This is a genomic window from Rhizobium sp. B21/90, from assembly GCF_019355815.1.
Taxonomy (GTDB): Bacteria; Pseudomonadota; Alphaproteobacteria; order Rhizobiales; family Rhizobiaceae; genus Rhizobium; species Rhizobium rhododendri.
Map to the genome: position 1 here is coordinate 2,045,467 of NZ_CP072162.1, position 16,674 is coordinate 2,062,140.

Sequence of the window (16,674 nt, forward strand, 5' to 3'; positions counted from 1 at the left end):
TATATGGCGCCCACAGACTTGCGCCAGCCCTGCGCTCGGCAGCAGGTGGTCGACCGCCGGGATGATGCCCGGCGGTCCCGTCAGTATCAGCCGGGCTGCGATGCCTCGACCACGGCCACGGCTGCCATGTTGACGACGCCACGGGAGGTGACCGAGGGCGACAGGATATGGGCCGGCAGGGCCGTTCCGAGCAGGATTGGGCCGACATGCAGCCCGTCGATCATCTCCTTGACAACGCCAAGCGTGATGTTGGCCGCATCGAGGTTCGGGAACACCAGCAGGTTGGCCTCGTCGGTCAGCGTGCTATCCGGCATGACGCGGCGGCGCAGATGCTCGGAAATCGCGCTGTCGCCGTGCATTTCGCCATCGACCTCTAGATCGGGGGCTGCAAGCCGGATGAGCCTGAGGGCATTGCGCATCTTCGTGGCGCTCTCCGATTCGCGCGAGCCGAAGTTCGAATGCGAGACAAGGGCGGCGCGTGGCGTGATCCCGAAGCGGCGGATTTCCTCCGCTGCCAGCACTGTCGATTCGGCAATCTCTTCGGCCGTCGGATTAAAGTTGACGTAGGTGTCCGTGTAGAACGTGTTGCCGCGTTGCGAGATCAGCAGGCTCATGGCCGAGAAGTCGCGGACATTGGCGCGCTTGCCGATAATCTGGCGGACAACGCGCAGGTGCCGCTCGTAGCGGCCTTCGAGGCCGCAGATCAGTGCATCGGCGTCGCCACGCTTCAGCGCCAGTGCGCCGATGACGGTGGTGTTGGTGCGGACGATTGTGCGGGCTGCCTCCGGGATGACGCCGCTGCGGCCGACAAGCGAGAAATAGAGGTCGGCGTAATCGCGGAAGCGCGGATCGTCTTCCGGGTTGATGACTTCGAAATCGGTGTGCGGGCGGATTTTCAGGCCGTAGCGCTTCAGGCGTGTCTCGATGACGCTGGGGCGGCCGATGAGGATCGGCACGGCCGTGTTTTCCTCGAGCAGCACCTGGGCGGCGCGCAGCACGCGTTCGTCTTCGCCTTCGGAAAACACGACGCGCTTCGGCTGAGCGAGCTTGGCAGCTGCAAAGATCGGCTTCATGACGAAGCCGGAGCGGAAGACGAAGCGGTTGAGCGTATCGAGATAGGCGTCGAAATCAGTGATCGGGCGAAGCGCCACGCCGCTCTCTTCCGCAGCCTTGGCGACGGCCGGAGCGATGCGCAGGATCAGGCGCGGGTCGAAGGGCGAGGGGATCAGGTATTCCGGGCCGAAGATCGGCGTTTCGCCGGTATAGGCGCGGGCGGCAACATCCGAGGGGGCTTCGCGGGCAAGGGCTGCGATGGCGCGCACCGCCGCCATCTTCATTTCCTCGTTGATCGTCGTCGCGCCGCAATCCAGCGCGCCGCGGAAGATGTAGGGGAAGCAGAGGACGTTGTTGACCTGGTTCGGGAAATCCGAGCGCCCGGTGCAGATCATCGCGTCAGGCCGGGCGGCGCGGGCGAGTTCCGGCATGATTTCGGGGTTGGGATTGGCGAGCGCCATGATCAGCGGCTTTTCGGCCATCTGCACCAGCAGTTCCGGCTTCAGCACGCCAGCGGCCGACAGGCCGAGGAACACATCGGCGCCGCCGATCGATTCGGCCAGCGTCCGCTTGTCGCTCGGCTGGGCATAGACGGATTTCCACTCGTCCATCAGCACGTTGCGGTCGGTGTAGACCAGGCCCTCGATATCGTGGACCCAGATGTTTTCGCGCTTGGCGCCGAGGATGACGAGAAGGTTGAGACAGGCGAGGGCGGCAGCGCCTGCACCGGATGCGACGATCTTGACGTTCTCTATCGTCTTGCCGGCCAGTTCCAGGCCGTTCAGGATGGCGGCGGCGACGATGATCGCAGTGCCGTGCTGGTCGTCGTGGAAGACCGGGATCTTCATCATCTCGCGCAGGCGGCGCTCGACGTCGAAGCACTCGGGCGCCTTGATGTCCTCGAGATTGATGCCGCCGAAGGTCGGCTCCAGTGCCGAGATCGTCGAGACCATCTCGTCGACGGTCGGTGCCTCGATCTCGATATCGAAGACGTCGATGCCGGCGAACTTCTTGAACAGTACGGCCTTGCCTTCCATCACCGGCTTTGAGGCCAGCGGACCGATATTGCCAAGGCCAAGCACGGCCGTGCCGTTCGATATGACGGCCACGAGATTGGCGCGCGATGTATATTCGGCAGCCATTTCAGGGTTGTCGCGGATGGCGAGACAGGGAGCGGCAACGCCCGGCGAATAGGCGAGCGCCAGGTCGCGCTGGTTACCGAGCGGCTTGGTCGCCTGGATCTCCAGCTTGCCCGGACGGGGATAGCGGTGGAAGAAAAGCGCCTGTTCGTCGAGGTCACCGCTGGTCATGTTCTTCTGTGCCTTCGATGCATCCTGCGGGTCCATCACGCTTCTCCATTACCATTCGTCTAACGATTTCACGTCACTGCATACAACAATCCTCGGGGGTGCACAGTACGGAATTGTGGCAGGGCGGCAAGATTTTGCCGATGCGCGGCAGGGTAAGCTACGCCATCTTCGCGCTCGAATTGGATGTGATGTCATCTTCCTGAAACACGAGTCTGATTATTCCGGGCACAGCGAAGATTGGGGCACGGGCATTACGTTCGTGGAGACATTGATGGACACTCGACACTTCCGAACCCTGTTCATTTCCGACGTTCATCTGGGATCGAAGGCCGCCAAGGCGGACTATCTTCTCGACTTCCTGCGCTATCACGAAGCCGATACCCTGTACCTCGTCGGCGACATCATCGACGGCTGGCGGCTGAAGCGCAGCTGGTACTGGCCGCAGGATTGCAACGATGTCGTCCAGAAGATCCTGCGCAAGGCGCGCAAGGGCACGCGCATCGTCTACATCCCCGGTAATCACGACGAATTCCTGCGCGATTTCCCGGGCAACCATTTCGGCGGTATCGAGGTCGCCGAACGGGCGATCCACACCACTGCCGACGGCAAGACATATCTCGTGCTGCACGGCGACGAGTTCGATGTCGTGGTGCGCAACGCCCGGCTGCTCGCTTATCTCGGCGACTGGGCCTACGACGTCGCCATTGTGTTGAATATCGCGCTCGCCAGCATTCGTTGCCGGCTCGGCATGCCTTACTGGTCGTTCTCAGCCTGGGCCAAGCAGCAGGTCAAGCATGCGGTCAACTTCATCGGCGAGTTCCAGCGCGTGGTGGCCGAAGAGGCCAAGCGCAACCATGCCGACGGGGTCATTTGTGGCCATATCCACCATGCCGTCATCGAGGACATCGATGGCCTGCGCTACATCAACACCGGCGACTGGGTTGAAAGCTGTACGGCGATTGCCGAGCATGAGGATGGAAGCTTCGAACTGATCACCTGGCGCCAGATCCTCGACGCGAAGCCTGCTACTGCCGTGGCCGAGAGCCGCCAGGATCGCCTGCCGTCGCGCCCGGCCATGGACCTTGCGCTGATGATGGCCGAAGCAAAGGCGGCGTCCGGTATGACCGCTGCCGAGTGAGCGGACAAGGCCTTCCAGCGCCTTGAATTTCCCACCGACCTGAAGGCGCCGTAGGCGCGATGGCGAATGCGTGGTAGGGAATCAGCGTTTCCAAATCAGGCATTGTCATGATTCCCGCAACGATGACTTCGACGGGCAGGGAGGCTCCTGCCTATTTCCGGCTGCGCAGCGCCCTGTCCTATTGTGCCCCGCTGATCGTCAACGGCATCGCCCTGCCGTTCTTTCCTGTGTTCCTCGCGACCCTGAAGTTCAACGACCAGCAGATCGGCATCATTCTCGCCCTGCCGATGGTCGTGCGTGTGCTGGTGGCGCCTGTCGTGGCGCTGTTTGCCGACAGGATGCGGGAGCGGGCGACCGTGCTTCTCTGGTCGGGAGGCCTGTCTCTGTTGACCGCTATCGCGCTGTTCTGGACCGACGACTTCGCGACCGTCCTGTTGGTCTATGCGCTGCAGGGCGCCACCTATGCGCCATACCTGCCGGTGGTCGAGTCGATTACCATCTCCGGTGTCCGGCGCTGGGGGATCGACTACGGCTCGACCCGGGTGTGGGGATCGATAGCCTTCATTGTCTCGACGCTGATTGGCGGCCAGGTGATCGGCGCGTTCGGCGGCAGGATGGTTCTGCCGCTGATGGTTATCGGCTTCATCCTGACGACTGCGATGGCGCTCTATTGTCCCCGGATCGGGCCGACGCGGCGGCGCGGCCTGCCGCTCGACATCAAGGCGCCGCCCATCGGCAATGCGCTCAGTAATCCGCGCCTGCTGTTGACCATGATCGGCGTTTCGGTCCAGCAGGCAAGCCATGCGCTGTTCTACACATTCGCTTCGATCTACTGGCACCAGATCGGCTTTTCCGGCACGCAGGTGGGGATACTCTGGAGCGCCGGGGTGGCGGCCGAGGTGACGATCTTCTTCCTCTCCAAGCGGTTGGGGCGCCGGTTCAGCGCCTGGACCCTGATGCGCTTCGGCGCTGCGATGTGCGTCTGCCGGTGGATCGTCTTTCCGATGGACCTCGGCTTTGCCGGCCACTTCGTGCTGCAGTGCTTTCACGCCTTCACCTATGCCTGCGTCCATATCGGGGTGCAGCGCCGCATCGTGGCGACGGTGCAGGAAACGCAGGAGGCGTCGGCCCAGGGCGTCTACTTCTTCTATAACGGCATGTGCCTCGGCATCGCGACCATCGCCTCCGGCTATGTCTACGGCTGGCTTGGCACGTCGGGTTTCTACCTGATGGCGCTGATCGCCGCTGCCGGGCTCGCCATGATCGTCGTCGCCTCGCGCCTTCAGCCCCACAATTCCGAGAGCGGTGGAAAGACCAGCGACCCCTCGTAGCGCAATCCGGGTTCGCGGTCGCGGGAAAGCAGCAGCGGTCCGTCGAGATCGACGAAGGCCGCGTCCTGGGCCAGCATCAGCGCCGGTGCCATCGCCAGCGAGGTGCCGACCATGCAGCCGACCATGATCCGGAAGCCGAGCCGTTCGCCATCTGCCTTCATGCGGAGGGCCTCCGTCAGCCCGCCTGTCTTGTCGAGCTTGATGTTGATGGCGTCGTAGCGGTCGCGGAGGCTTTCGAGATCGCCGGTGTGATGGACGCTTTCGTCGGCGCAGACGGGGACGGGCCTTCTGATAGTTGCCAGCAGCCTGTCGTTGCCGGCGGGCAGGGGCTGCTCGACCAGGGCAATCCCTGCTTCGGCGGAGATCTCGAGGTGGCGGGCAAGATTGTCTTCCGTCCATCCTTCATTCGCATCGAGGATGATCGCCGATTGCGGCGCTGCCATGCGTACCGCGCGGATACGGCTTTCGTCGTCGGAGGTGCCGATCTTGACTTTCAGCAGGGTGCGGTGCGCCTGTGCGCCGGCTGCTGCCGCCATGACCTCGGGCTCGCCCAGCGAAATCGTAAAGGCGGTCGTGCGAGGCTCCATCGTCAAGAGGCCAATGGTCCGCGCCACCGATATACCGGAGCGCTTTGCCTCGAGATCCCAGAGCGCGCAGTCGACGGCGTTTCGGGCAGCGCCGGGCTTCATGGCGACCGCCAACTCTTCGCGAGTCATGCCTGATTCGACGGCAGTCCGGACCGACTCGATCTCCGAAATGACACTTTCGATTGTCTCGCCGTAGCGCCGATACGGCACGCATTCGCCACTTCCCTGCCATTCGCTCTCGCTAATGTTGCATGTGACGACCTCCGCTGTGGTCTTACTGCCACGCGAAATTGTGAATGTGCCGGCGATCGGCCAGGAATTCATTTGGACATTGAGAAGGCGTGACATATCTGCTCTTTCTGCGGCACGAGACTGTAGATCGTTTCTGTATAGTCGCGTAATGAGCGGGATGCGATACATCGCTGAGTCGGCATGATGCCGCCAATCTGAAAGACGCATGAGTTTGAGCGTAGCTGAAAACATACCGGATGCGCCGACGATCGACGATGAGGCCGATGGTTCCGGTCATCGTTACCGGCTTGCAGGCAATTGGCGCAGCGCCAGCATTCACGGCGTGCTGCGACGAATAGACGACCTTTCCAAGCGCACGAGCGGCGGTGACGTCGTCATCGACCTGACCGGCCTGTCTGATGTCGATACTGCGGGCGTGCTGCTGATCCGCAGGCTGAAGCTCAGCCAGGAATCGCACGATGCGACCGTCACGATCGAAGGATCGAACGACCACATCGACGAACTGCTGAAATCCTTCGACGAGGATGCAAGCGAGATCGCGGCCCAGGAAAAGCCGAAAGTGCCGCTGCTCGACCGGATTTTCTCGCCGATGGGTGAGAAAGTCGCCGAGCTCGGCAGCTTCTTCGTGGCTGCGATGTACATCCTGGGCTCGGCCGTGCGCGGTGCGCAGCTGAAGCTCGGTCGCGGCAGCGGTGTTTCTCCGGCATCCATCGTCAACCAGCTCGATCACATGGGCGTTCGCGCCGTGCCGATCATCCTGGTGATGTCCTACCTCATTGGCGCCATCATCGCCCAGCAGAGCGCCTTCCAGCTGCGCTATTTCGGCGCCGAAGTTTTCGTGGTCGATCTGGTCGGCATCCTGCAGCTGCGTGAAATCGGTGTGCTGCTGACCGCCATCATGATCGCCGGCCGTTCGGGCAGTGCGATCACGGCCGAAATCGGCTCGATGAAGATGCGCGAAGAAGTCGACGCGCTGAAGGTCATGGGCCTGAACCCGATCGGCGTGCTGATTTTTCCGCGGCTGGTGGCGCTGACCATCGCCCTGCCGCTGCTGACGGTCTTGGCCAACTTTGCATCGCTGCTGGGTGCCGCGACCGTCACCTACACCTATTCGGGCATCACTTTTGCGACCTTCATTGCCCGTCTGCACGAGGCAATCAGCGTATCGACGGTGATATCGGGTATGATCAAGGCGCCTTTCATGGCGCTGGTGATCGGTATCGTCGCCGCAGTCGAAGGCCTGAAGGTCGGCGGCAGCGCCGAGTCTCTGGGTCAGCACGTGACATCTTCCGTGGTGAAGTCGATCTTCGTCGTCATCATGATGGACGGTGTGTTTGCCATCTTCTACGCCGCAATCGATTTTTAAGGACCAGCATTTGGACGCGCCTCAGCCAGACCGGGATGACACACAGATGGAACGCGCCGCGGATGGCCGCGACGTCGTGCTGTCGGCGCGTGGCGTCACGGTGAACTTCGGCCCGAAAATCGTGCTCGACAAGCTCGATCTCGACATCTATCGCGGGGAAATCCTCGGCTTCGTCGGTCCCTCCGGTGCCGGCAAGTCGGTGCTGATGCGCACCGTGCTGCGGCTTCTGCCGCGCAGCGCCGGGACGATCAAAATTCTCGGTACAGACTACGATTCGCTCGACGAATCGAACCGCAACAAGCTCGACATGCGTCTCGGCGTGCTTTTCCAGCAAGGTGCGCTGTTTTCATCACTGACGGTGAAGGAAAACATCCAGGTGCCAATGCGCGAATATCTCGACCTGCCGGTTTCGATGATGGACGAGCTTGCGCATATGAAGATCCGGCTTGCCGGTCTCGCCTCGGATGCGGCTGACAAATATCCGTCGGAACTGTCGGGCGGCATGATCAAGCGCGCGGCGCTGGCACGGGCGCTGGCGCTCGATCCGGATCTGGTGTTCCTCGACGAGCCGACCTCCGGCCTCGACCCTATCGGCGCTGCCCAATTCGACGAACTGATCGCCAAGCTGCGCGATACACTCGGCCTTACCGTCTACATGGTCACCCACGACCTCGACAGCCTGTTTTCCGTCTGCGACCGCATTGCCGTGCTCGGACAAAAGCGTGTCCTGATCGAGGGAACTGTTGACGACATGCTTGCCTGCGACGAACCTTGGGTGAAATCCTATTTCCGCGGCAAACGGGCTCGTACCGTCGTCCGCCACGAAGAGACTGCAGAACCCGGCAACCAGAGCCGCGAGAAGAACTGAGATCATGGAAACCAGAGCAAACTACACGATCGTCGGAATTTTCACCGTCCTGGTCATCGCCGCCGCATTCGGCTTCGTCTACTGGATGGCCGAATACGGCCGTGGCGGTACGATGACCGAGCTGATCGTGCGTATCCCGGGATCTGCCAACGGCCTGAGCGTCGGCTCGCCGGTGCGCTTCAACGGTATCCAGGTCGGCAGCGTCAAGACGCTTTCGATCGATGCCGACGATCCGCGCTATTCGCTGGCCTTCACCGAAGTGCGGGCAGATGCGCCGGTCTATGAGACGACCAAGGCCGTTCTCGAAATCCAGGGCCTGACGGGTGCTGCCTATATCGAACTCTCCGGCGGTCGCACCGGCGACGAAAACATCCTCAAGCGCTCGCTCGATACCGGCAAGCGGGCCGTTCTGCTCGCCGACCAATCGAGCGTTACCAATCTGCTGGCGACCGCCGACAAGATCATGGACCGCGCCAACGACACTATTGGCGATTTCCAGGGCTTCGTGAAGGATGCCCGTGGGCCGCTCACCGATACCGTCAAGAACGCCAATACCTTCTCCAAGGCGCTTGCGGACAATGCCGGCAATATCGATCAGTTTCTTGCCAGTGCTGGTGAACTCGCCAAGACCTTCAGCAGCGTCTCCGGCAAGGTCAATTCGACGCTCGATGCCGTCGAGAAGCTGGTTCGTGCGGTCGACGCCCAGAGCATCAACGACGTCGTGAAAAACGTGGACAAGCTGACAGCGAACGTCGCCGATGCATCCAGCAACCTGAAGGCAACGATCACCAGCATCAAGGAAACGTCGGATACCTACAACGAATTCGGCAAGAAGGCTCAGCTGACGCTCGACAAGGTCGACCAGCTGGTGGCCTCGATCGATCCTTCGAAGATCAAGGGCTCGGTAGACGATATCTCGCAGGCGACCAAGGATGCCCGCGTTGCTGTCGCCTCGATCCGCGATATCACCGCCAGCGTGTCGGCCAAGCAGGCCGAAATCAGCCAGACGATCCAGGATGTGTCGCAGATGGCCAACAAGCTGAACTCTGCTTCGACCCGCGTCGATGGAATTCTGATCAAAGTCGATGCGTTGCTGGGAACCGACAACACCCAGTCGCTGTTTACGGAAGCACGTGACACGCTGGAATCGTTCAAGAAGGTTGCCGACAGCATCAACTCGCGTATCGGACCGATCGCCGACAACCTGCAGCGCTTTTCGGCCGGTGGCCTGAACGACGTGCAGACGCTGGTCAACGATACAAGGCGGACGGTACAGAATCTGAACGACACGATCAGCAATTTCGACAAGAACCCGCAGCGCCTGCTGTTCGGTGGCGACACCGTCAAGCAGTATAACGGGCGGACACGGCATTGACCGGCGGCAAGGTTTCAAGGGGTAGGCGCAGCATGTTCGAATATGGTTCGGTTCAGGGTTGGTTCGCGGCACGCAGGTCCGCAGTGGCTTTGCCATTGGTGGCCGTGCTGCTGACGGCCTGTGGTGGTGGCGCCAAGAACGATACGTTCGATCTGGCTGCCAATGTCAGCGGCAAGGGTCCGGCAGCCCATGGCAAGCAGATCCTGGTACCTGCACCGACGGCGCTCAGCGCCATCGACAGCAACCAGATCGTTGTGCGGGTCAGCGGCTCCGAGTTGCAGTATCTCGCCAAGGCGCAGTGGAGCGACAAGCTCAGCCGCATGGTGCAGTCGAAGCTGGTGGAAGCCTTCGAGAACTCCGGCAAGGTCGGCGGCGTCGGCGTTCCCGGCCAGGGTCTGGCAATCGATTACCAGGTCGTGACCGATATCCGCGCGTTCGAGATCGATACCACCAAGCAGGCAGCAGTCGTAGAGATCTCGGCCAAGATCCTCAACGACAAGACCGGCACCGTGCGCAAGCAGGACGTCTTCCGCGTCGCCGTGCCGACGACCGGCACGACCAACGACGCCTATGTTAAGTCGCTCGACAAGGCCTTCGCATCCGTGTCGGCTCAGATCGTCGACTGGACGCTGAAAAGCATCTAGGGCGCCTCGCTCTCCATCAGCCCCTTCAGCGTCGCCAGATCCCTGGCGACGTGCTCGGCATCGGCTTCGAACTGCGCATCCGTCATGCCTTCGACGCGCAGCAGGGTGAACATCACTTCGCACCCGGCGCCGTTCCTAACGACCCTCAGTGCATTGTAGAATTGCCGGCCGGAAGGCTCGGTGACGGTATGGTCGATGACGCCGAAGTCGTTCGGCGGCGCAAAGGCGATCCGCACGGTGCCAAGCGCTCCGGCTGCGATCCAGTCAGCACCGTCGGGCACGAGGGCAGTCGCCAGGCCGGATGCCCAAAGCGGCATGTTTTCCGGCTTCGATGCAAAGTCGTAGACCGCCCGACAGTCGCGATGGATGGTTACATGGACAATCTTTGCCGCCATTGCGGACATCTTTCCCTCCTGGCGTCCCCTTGTTCCTATGAGGTTCCGCGATATAGGCGCAGTGCCGCAATTTGCGGCCGCAAAACCCCTTGCCCGATCCTACGGTAATCCTGCCTGGTTCTGTCAATCGATCCGTTTTGAACACGGCAAGGCTTGCCCATGGCCGATGGTGGTGCGACAAAGTCCGTCCAAGTTTCAACAAGGGAGAGTTGTCGTGGAAAAGGCAGAAATCGGTCTCATCGGCCTTGCGGTCATGGGGTCCAACCTCGCACTGAACATCGCTGAAAAAGGCAATCGGATCGCCGTGTTCAATCGGACCACCTCGGTTACCGACGAGTTCTACGAGAGTGCTGGTGACCTCAAGAAGCAGATCATCCCTTGCCGGACGATCGAGGAGTTCGTGGAGGCTATCCGGCCGCCACGGCCGATCATCATCATGATCAAGGCCGGCGAACCCGTCGACCAGCAGATGGCGGCGCTGCAGCCGCATCTGTCCAAGGGCGACATCATGATCGACGCCGGCAACGCCAATTTCCGCGACACCATGGCCCGCTTCGACCGCCTCAAGGACACCGAGCTGACCTTTATTGGCATGGGCGTCTCCGGCGGCGAGGAGGGTGCCCGCCACGGCCCGTCGATCATGGTCGGCGGCACCGAGGAAAGCTACAAGCGCGTCGAGAAGGTACTGACCTCGATCTCGGCCAAATACAACGGCGAGGACTGCTGCGCCTGGCTCGGCACAGACGGTGCAGGCCATTTCGTCAAGACGGTCCACAACGGCATCGAATATGCCGACATGCAGATGATCGCCGAGATCTACGGCATCCTGCGCGACGGTCTCGGCAAGAGCGCGGACGAGATCAGCAAGATTTTCGGCGACTGGAACAAGGGTCGTCTGAACTCCTACCTTATCGAGATCACCGAGAAGGTGCTGGCGGCGAAAGACCCGACCACAGGGACTGCCATGCCTGACATCATCCTCGACAAGGCCGGCCAGAAGGGCACCGGCAAGTGGTCGGTGATCGAAGCGCAGAACATGGGCATCCCGGCAACCGCCATCGAGGCAGCCGTGGCTGCCCGTAGCCTGTCGTCGATGAAGGAGCAGCGCGAGGCCGCCGAAAAGATCTTTGGCGCACCGACAAACGAATTTCCGATGACATTTGGCGCCGACCTGCTGAACGATCTGGAAATGGCCTTGTTCGCGGCAAAGATCGGCGCCTATGCGCAGGGCTTCGCCGTCATGGCCGAGGCATCGCGCCAGTTCGACTGGTCGCTGCCAATGCCTGTTATCGCCAAGATCTGGCGCGCCGGCTGCATCATTCGCTCGCAGTTCCTGGATGAAATCACCAGCGCCTTCACCAAGGCGCCGGATGCCGCCAACCTGGTGGTGACGCCGGCCTTCTCCGACATGGTCAAGGAATCGCTGCCATCGCTGCGCCGCATCGTCTCCGCCGCCGTGACTGCCGGTCTGCCGGTTCCAGCACTTGCCTCGGCACTCGGCTATTTCGACGCCTATCGCCAGGCGCGGGGTACCGCCAACCTGATCCAGGCCCAGCGCGATTTCTTCGGCGCCCACGGCTTCGACCGGGTCGATGGCAAGGATATCCACCACGGCCCCTGGGGCAGCGGCGCACAGGGCTGATTTCGCCCTAGATGCCATCTAGAAAAATGAGAGAGCCCGCCGACGTTTCGGCGGGCTCTTCTCGTTGGGTGCGGCTGAAGTCGCGACGTTATCTACGAGGCGTCCGGCCAGACGGGGGCGCTGATGCTTTGCAGCTCTGCCGGCCCGGTGCCGTCGATGCTGCGGATCAGCGAGCGCGCCAGTTCGCGGCCGGCGTGACGTACGTCCTCGTAGATCGTGACGATCTCGGGCCTGATCCAGTTCAGGATATGGCTCGATTGCTTGGCGACCATATCGACATTGTGCCCGAGCCGCAGGCCGGCTGCCTCGATGCCCGCGTTGACGGCGATAGCACCGCCGCCGGCTGTGGAGACGATACCGTCCGGCGCATTGGGGGAGCGCATCAGCTGCTCGATAGCGTTGCGGATTTCTTCCAGCGGCGCATCGATGGTGATCTTCAGCGGGACTTCCTCGGCACCATAGCGGAGCAAGCCGCTCTGGAAGCCGTTGCGCGTGTGGGTGTAATAGGACAGCCGCGCCGGCGGAGGCAGCAGGGCAATGCGGCGGCGGCCCTTGGCGGTGAGCGCCCTGACCGCTTCCTCGGCGAACGCCTCGTTGTCGAAATCATGGAACGGGTGGACGATGCCCATGTCTGTGCGGCCATGGGTGACGAAGGGCAGGTTGCGCTCGGCCAGCAACCGGACGCGCGGATCGTCCGGCTCCGTGCGCGAAATGATGACGCCGTCGGCCGACCCCGTATCGAGAATGTAGCGGACGGGAATCATCGGATCGCGGTCGTGGGAATAGGGTGTCACCACGAGGTGATACTGCGTTCCAGATAGGACCTCGGAGATGCCGAATACCATCTGGCTGGTGAAACCGAGAATTTCCTCGTCAATGCTGAGCACCAGGGCGATGACGTTGGTCTTGCCGGTGCGCAGGCGCACGCCTGCGCGGTTCGGCTGATAGCCGAGCTGGCGGGCAACCATTTTCACCCGCTCCTTCGTTTCTGCGCCGATATCGGAGGCGTCCTTCAACGCCCTCGACACGGTCGTGATGCCGAGGCCCGTCATGAAGGCGATGGTTTTCAAGGTCGGTCGCTCGCGGATAGCGGCTGGGCGCCGGTCTCCTTCTGAATTTTCTTGATTGTCCATGCTGTCCAACGCCGTTCCTGATGGGACGCCTTAGTATGATGGCGCTTGGACCGCAAGCGTCAACGGGTGGGCCTGTGGCGATCTGAGGTGCTAAATCTGTAACGATACAGTTCCGATGTCGAGCCCATATTTTGCTTTTCTTCATTGGAGATCTCCATCCCTGCTGCCTCTGCTGCAATGCCGCAAATTTGTGCGGCTGCGAAATAACCACCAAAATAGAGGGGTCTCTTGAAAAAGAAAAATGCACGAAAACAATGCATTGGCGATAATAAGGCGCGTGAATCGGATTTGCCTTTTTGCTGAGCGCAACGCTCATTTTTGCTTAGCAGATGCTCACAATGGGAAGGATAGGCTTTTTTCTGAGAAAATTGCGCCCAGGTAGTTGCGCCCTCAAAACGATTGCTCTACGTTTTTACTGTAACGTTTCAGTGAGGGAGGAGAACTCATGAATATGCGTTTTTTGACGGTCGCCATGCTGGCTTCCGTGGCGCTTTCTGCCGTTTCGGCGAAGGCTACAGATCTTGAAGTGACGCATTGGTGGACGTCCGGCGGGGAGGCTGCGGCGGTCAAGGAGTTTGCGAAAGCATTCGATGCGACAGGCAACCATTGGGTGGACGGTGCCATTGCCGGCTCCGGTGATACAGCCCGGCCAATCATGGTCTCGCGCATTACCGGCGGCAAGCCGATGGGTGCCACGCAGTTCAACCATGGTCGGCAGGCAGAAGAGCTCGTCCAGGCCGGCTTGATGCGCGATCTCAACGATGTCGCGATGAAGGAAAACTGGAAATCAGTCATCAACCCGCCATCGCTTCTCGACGGATGCACCGTCGATGGCAAGATCTATTGCGTACCGGTCAACATCCATGCCTGGCAGTGGCTGTGGCTATCGAACGCCGCTTTCGAAAAGGCTGGCGTTGCTGTTCCGAAGAACTGGGATGAATTCGTCGCGGCCGGTCCGGCGCTGCAGAAGGCCGGCATTCTTCCGCTGGCGCTGGGTCAGCAGTCCTGGCAGGTCACCGGACTGTTCAACAACCTGCTTCTCGCCCTCGGCGGCAAGGACCTCTATCTCAGTGTCTATGAGAAGAAGGACGCAAAGGCAGCGGCCGGTCCGGAGATGGCCAAGATCTTCAAGGCTGCGGACGACGCCCGCAAGCTGGCCAAGGGTTCCAACGTGCAGGACTGGAACCAGGCAACCAACCTCGTGATCACCGGCAAGGCCGGGGCGCAGTCCATGGGCGACTGGGCGCAGGGCGAGTTCCAGGTGGCCAACCAGGTCGCCGGCAAGGACTATACCTGCCTCGTCGATCTCGGTGCCGCCGATCCTTACATCAGCACCGGCGGGGATTCGATCTACTTCCCCAAGCTTGCCAATGCCGACCAGTCCAAGGCGCAGGAAGTTCTCGCCTCCGTGATGATGTCGCCGGCAGGGCAGCTCGCCTTCAATCTCAAGAAGGGCTCCATGCCGGTTCGTGGCGACGTCGACCTGACGGCTGCCAATGACTGCATGAAGAAGGGACTGGCTGTCCTGAAGAAGGGCAACGTCGTCAAAAGTACGGACGAACTGATCACTCCGGACACGACGACGCAGCTCAACAACCTGATGACGCAGTTCTTCAACGACGCCAGCATCAAGCCTGAAGATGCGCAGAAGAGCTATGCCGAAATCATCGGCAGCGCCGAATAAGCTCGCTTTGGTGCCGGCCCCCCCCAGGGCCGGCCACTCTTTCCGAGACAGGACCGCGAGGCCCCCATGCCCCAGAATGCTCGCCCGAGGCAGCTTTTCAAAAATCTCAACGCCAAGGTCGCTTCCATCCCGATGATCCTGACGGCTCTCTGCGTCTTCACCGGCGGAACGATCTGGACCGTCGTTTATTCCTTCACCAACTCGAAGCTTCTGCCCCGGCTCAATTTCGTCGGGCTTGACCAGTACCGCCGGCTGTGGGGGACGCAGCGCTGGCTGATCTCCATCGAGAACCTGGCGATCTACGGAATATTGTCGCTGATCTTCAGCCTGCTGATCGGCTTCCTGCTGGCGGCCCTGATGGACCAGAAGATCCGGTTCGAAAACACGTTTCGAACGATCTTCCTCTACCCGTTCGCGATGTCCTTCATCGTCACGGGGCTTGTCTGGCAGTGGATCCTCAACCCGGAATTCGGCATCCAGCACATCGTGCGCAGCCTAGGCTTTTCGACCTTCACCTTCGATCCGCTCTATGACCAGAGGATCGTCATCTACGGTGTGCTGATTGCCGGTCTCTGGCAGGGCACCGGGCTCGTCATGTGCCTTATGCTCGCCGGCCTGCGCGGTATCGACGAGGATATATGGAAGGCGGCCCGGGTGGACGGCATCCCGATGTGGAAAACCTACCTGCTGATCATCATCCCGATGATGCGTCCGGTCTTCATCACCACGCTGGTGATCATCACCAGCGGCATCGTCAAACTTTACGACCTGGTTGTCGCGCAGACGGGTGGCGGACCCGGGATCGCTTCGGAAGTTCCCGCCAAATATGTCTACGACCTCATGTTCCTGGCTCAAAATCTCGGCCAGGGTTTCGCGGCCTCGACGATGATGTTGATCTCGGTGGTGATCGTCGTCGTCCCGTGGGCCTATCTCGAATTTGGCGGAGGCCGGAAGAATGCCTGACGTGCTCGCAGTCAATCAACCAGCCCCCGGCATGGCGGCACCGCGTACGCTTTCCGGCCCGAGCGGTGCCAAGCCCCGGCGAATCGTTTCGCCCCGCAACATCATGCTCTACGGAACGCTGTTCGTCGTTGCGGCCTACTATCTCCTGCCGCTCTACGTGATGATCGTCACGTCGCTTAAGGGCATGCCCGAGATCCGCATGGGCAACATCTTCTCACCGCCGATGGAGATCACCTTCGAGCCCTGGGTGAAGGCCTGGTCCTCCGCCTGCACCGGCCTCAATTGCGACGGACTGAGCCGCGGGTTCTGGAATTCGGTCAGGATCACCCTGCCGTCGGTGCTGATTTCGATCGCCATCGCCTCGGTCAACGGCTACGCGCTCGCCAACTGGCGCTTCAAGGGAGCCCAGCTGTTCTTCACGATCCTGATCTTCGGCGCCTTCGTGCCCTATCAGGTCATGCTCTACCCGATCGTCATCATGCTTCGCTCGATCGGGCTTTACGGCTCGCTGACGGGACTGGTGCTGGTGCATTCGGTCTTCGGCATGCCGATCCTGACGCTGCTGTTCCGCAACTACTTCACATCCCTGCCGCAGGAACTGTTCAAGGCGGCCCGCGTCGATGGCGCAGGCTTCTGGGGCATCTACTTCAAGATCATGGTGCCGATGTCGCTGCCGATCTTCGTCGTCGCGATGATCCTGCAGGTCACCGGTATCTGGAACGACTTCCTGTTCGGGGTCGTCTACACGACGCCCGATCTCTATCCGATGACGGTGCAGTTGAACAACATCGTCAATTCCGTTCAGGGCGTGAAGGAATACAACGTCAATATGGCCGCGACGATCCTCACCGGCCTCGTTCCGCTGATCGTCTATTTCGTCTCGGGACGGCTTTTCGTCCGGGGCATTGCCGCCGGCGCAGTAAAGGGTTGATC

At 61.2% G+C, this 16,674-nt stretch carries 14 protein-coding genes; 10 read left to right on the forward strand and 4 right to left on the reverse strand.

What is annotated here, in order from left to right; genetic code table 11:
• Window positions 1-86: 86 nt before the first annotated feature.
• Window positions 87-2,399: an NADP-dependent malic enzyme gene (locus J5278_RS09720; RefSeq protein ID WP_209183875.1), complete on the reverse strand. Its 2,313-nt coding sequence runs from the start codon at window positions 2,397-2,399 to the stop codon at window positions 87-89.
• A gap of 235 nt (window positions 2,400-2,634) precedes the next feature.
• On the opposite strand from J5278_RS09720, the gene J5278_RS09725 reads away from it, so the two are divergent.
• A complete protein-coding gene (locus J5278_RS09725) occupies window positions 2,635-3,501 on the forward strand; it encodes a UDP-2,3-diacylglucosamine diphosphatase (protein WP_209183874.1) in 867 nt (288 codons plus the stop codon).
• 107 nt (window positions 3,502-3,608) lie between these two features.
• A complete protein-coding gene (locus J5278_RS09730) occupies window positions 3,609-4,832 on the forward strand; it encodes an MFS transporter (RefSeq protein WP_209183873.1) in 1,224 nt (407 codons plus the stop codon).
• Here the strand turns inward: J5278_RS09730 and dgcA are convergent.
• Entirely contained in the window at window positions 4,784-5,767 is a 984-nt protein-coding gene (gene dgcA / locus J5278_RS09735) for an N-acetyl-D-Glu racemase DgcA (RefSeq protein ID WP_209183872.1), read from the reverse strand. The genes J5278_RS09730 and dgcA overlap by 49 nt on opposite strands.
• Before the next feature lie 109 nt (window positions 5,768-5,876).
• Between dgcA and J5278_RS09740 the strand changes: the two genes are divergently transcribed.
• From J5278_RS09740 to J5278_RS09755, 4 genes are read left to right on the forward strand one after another with little or no spacing between them, the layout of a single operon-like run.
• A complete protein-coding gene (locus J5278_RS09740; RefSeq protein ID WP_111221833.1) occupies window positions 5,877-7,037 on the forward strand; it encodes an ABC transporter permease in 1,161 nt (386 codons plus the stop codon).
• 46 nt (window positions 7,038-7,083) lie between these two features.
• Window positions 7,084-7,905 carry an ABC transporter ATP-binding protein gene (locus J5278_RS09745; protein ID WP_142822913.1) on the forward strand — a complete coding sequence of 274 codons (822 nt, stop codon included), beginning with the start codon at window positions 7,084-7,086 and terminating at the stop codon, window positions 7,903-7,905.
• Between the two features lie 4 nt (window positions 7,906-7,909).
• Window positions 7,910-9,280: an MlaD family protein gene (locus J5278_RS09750; protein WP_142822911.1), complete on the forward strand. Its 1,371-nt coding sequence runs from the start codon at window positions 7,910-7,912 to the stop codon at window positions 9,278-9,280.
• A 32-nt stretch (window positions 9,281-9,312) separates the two neighbouring features.
• Window positions 9,313-9,924 carry an ABC-type transport auxiliary lipoprotein family protein gene (locus tag J5278_RS09755; protein WP_209183871.1) on the forward strand — a complete coding sequence of 204 codons (612 nt, stop codon included), beginning with the start codon at window positions 9,313-9,315 and terminating at the stop codon, window positions 9,922-9,924.
• Here the strand turns inward: J5278_RS09755 and J5278_RS09760 are convergent.
• Complete coding sequence (locus tag J5278_RS09760) at window positions 9,921-10,328, reverse strand: SRPBCC family protein (protein ID WP_209183870.1); 408 nt, start codon at window positions 10,326-10,328, stop codon at window positions 9,921-9,923. The two genes, J5278_RS09755 and J5278_RS09760, sit on opposite strands and share 4 nt — an antisense overlap.
• A 205-nt stretch (window positions 10,329-10,533) precedes the next feature.
• On the opposite strand from J5278_RS09760, the gene gndA reads away from it, so the two are divergent.
• A complete protein-coding gene (gene gndA / locus J5278_RS09765; protein WP_209183869.1) occupies window positions 10,534-11,961 on the forward strand; it encodes an NADP-dependent phosphogluconate dehydrogenase in 1,428 nt (475 codons plus the stop codon).
• Window positions 11,962-12,053: 92 nt separating this feature from the next.
• On the opposite strand, the gene J5278_RS09770 is transcribed toward gndA, so the two are convergent.
• Window positions 12,054-13,094 (reverse strand): LacI family transcriptional regulator, encoded by a 1,041-nt coding sequence (locus J5278_RS09770; RefSeq protein ID WP_209183868.1) that lies wholly within the window; start codon window positions 13,092-13,094, stop codon window positions 12,054-12,056.
• Window positions 13,095-13,539: 445 nt separating this feature from the next.
• Here J5278_RS09770 and J5278_RS09775 point away from each other — a divergent pair, with 445 nt between their 5' ends.
• The 3 genes from J5278_RS09775 to J5278_RS09785 all read left to right on the forward strand — a co-directional run bounded on the left by J5278_RS09775 (window position 13,540) and on the right by J5278_RS09785 (window position 16,672).
• Window positions 13,540-14,778 carry an ABC transporter substrate-binding protein gene (locus J5278_RS09775; RefSeq protein WP_209183867.1) on the forward strand — a complete coding sequence of 413 codons (1,239 nt, stop codon included), beginning with the start codon at window positions 13,540-13,542 and terminating at the stop codon, window positions 14,776-14,778.
• 66 nt (window positions 14,779-14,844) lie between these two features.
• Complete coding sequence (locus J5278_RS09780) at window positions 14,845-15,741, forward strand: carbohydrate ABC transporter permease (protein WP_142822901.1); 897 nt, start codon at window positions 14,845-14,847, stop codon at window positions 15,739-15,741.
• Window positions 15,734-16,672, forward strand: coding sequence for a carbohydrate ABC transporter permease (locus J5278_RS09785; protein ID WP_209183866.1), 939 nt, complete (start codon window positions 15,734-15,736; stop codon window positions 16,670-16,672). The genes J5278_RS09780 and J5278_RS09785 overlap by 8 nt, the downstream gene beginning before the upstream one ends.
• Window positions 16,673-16,674 lie beyond the last annotated feature (2 nt).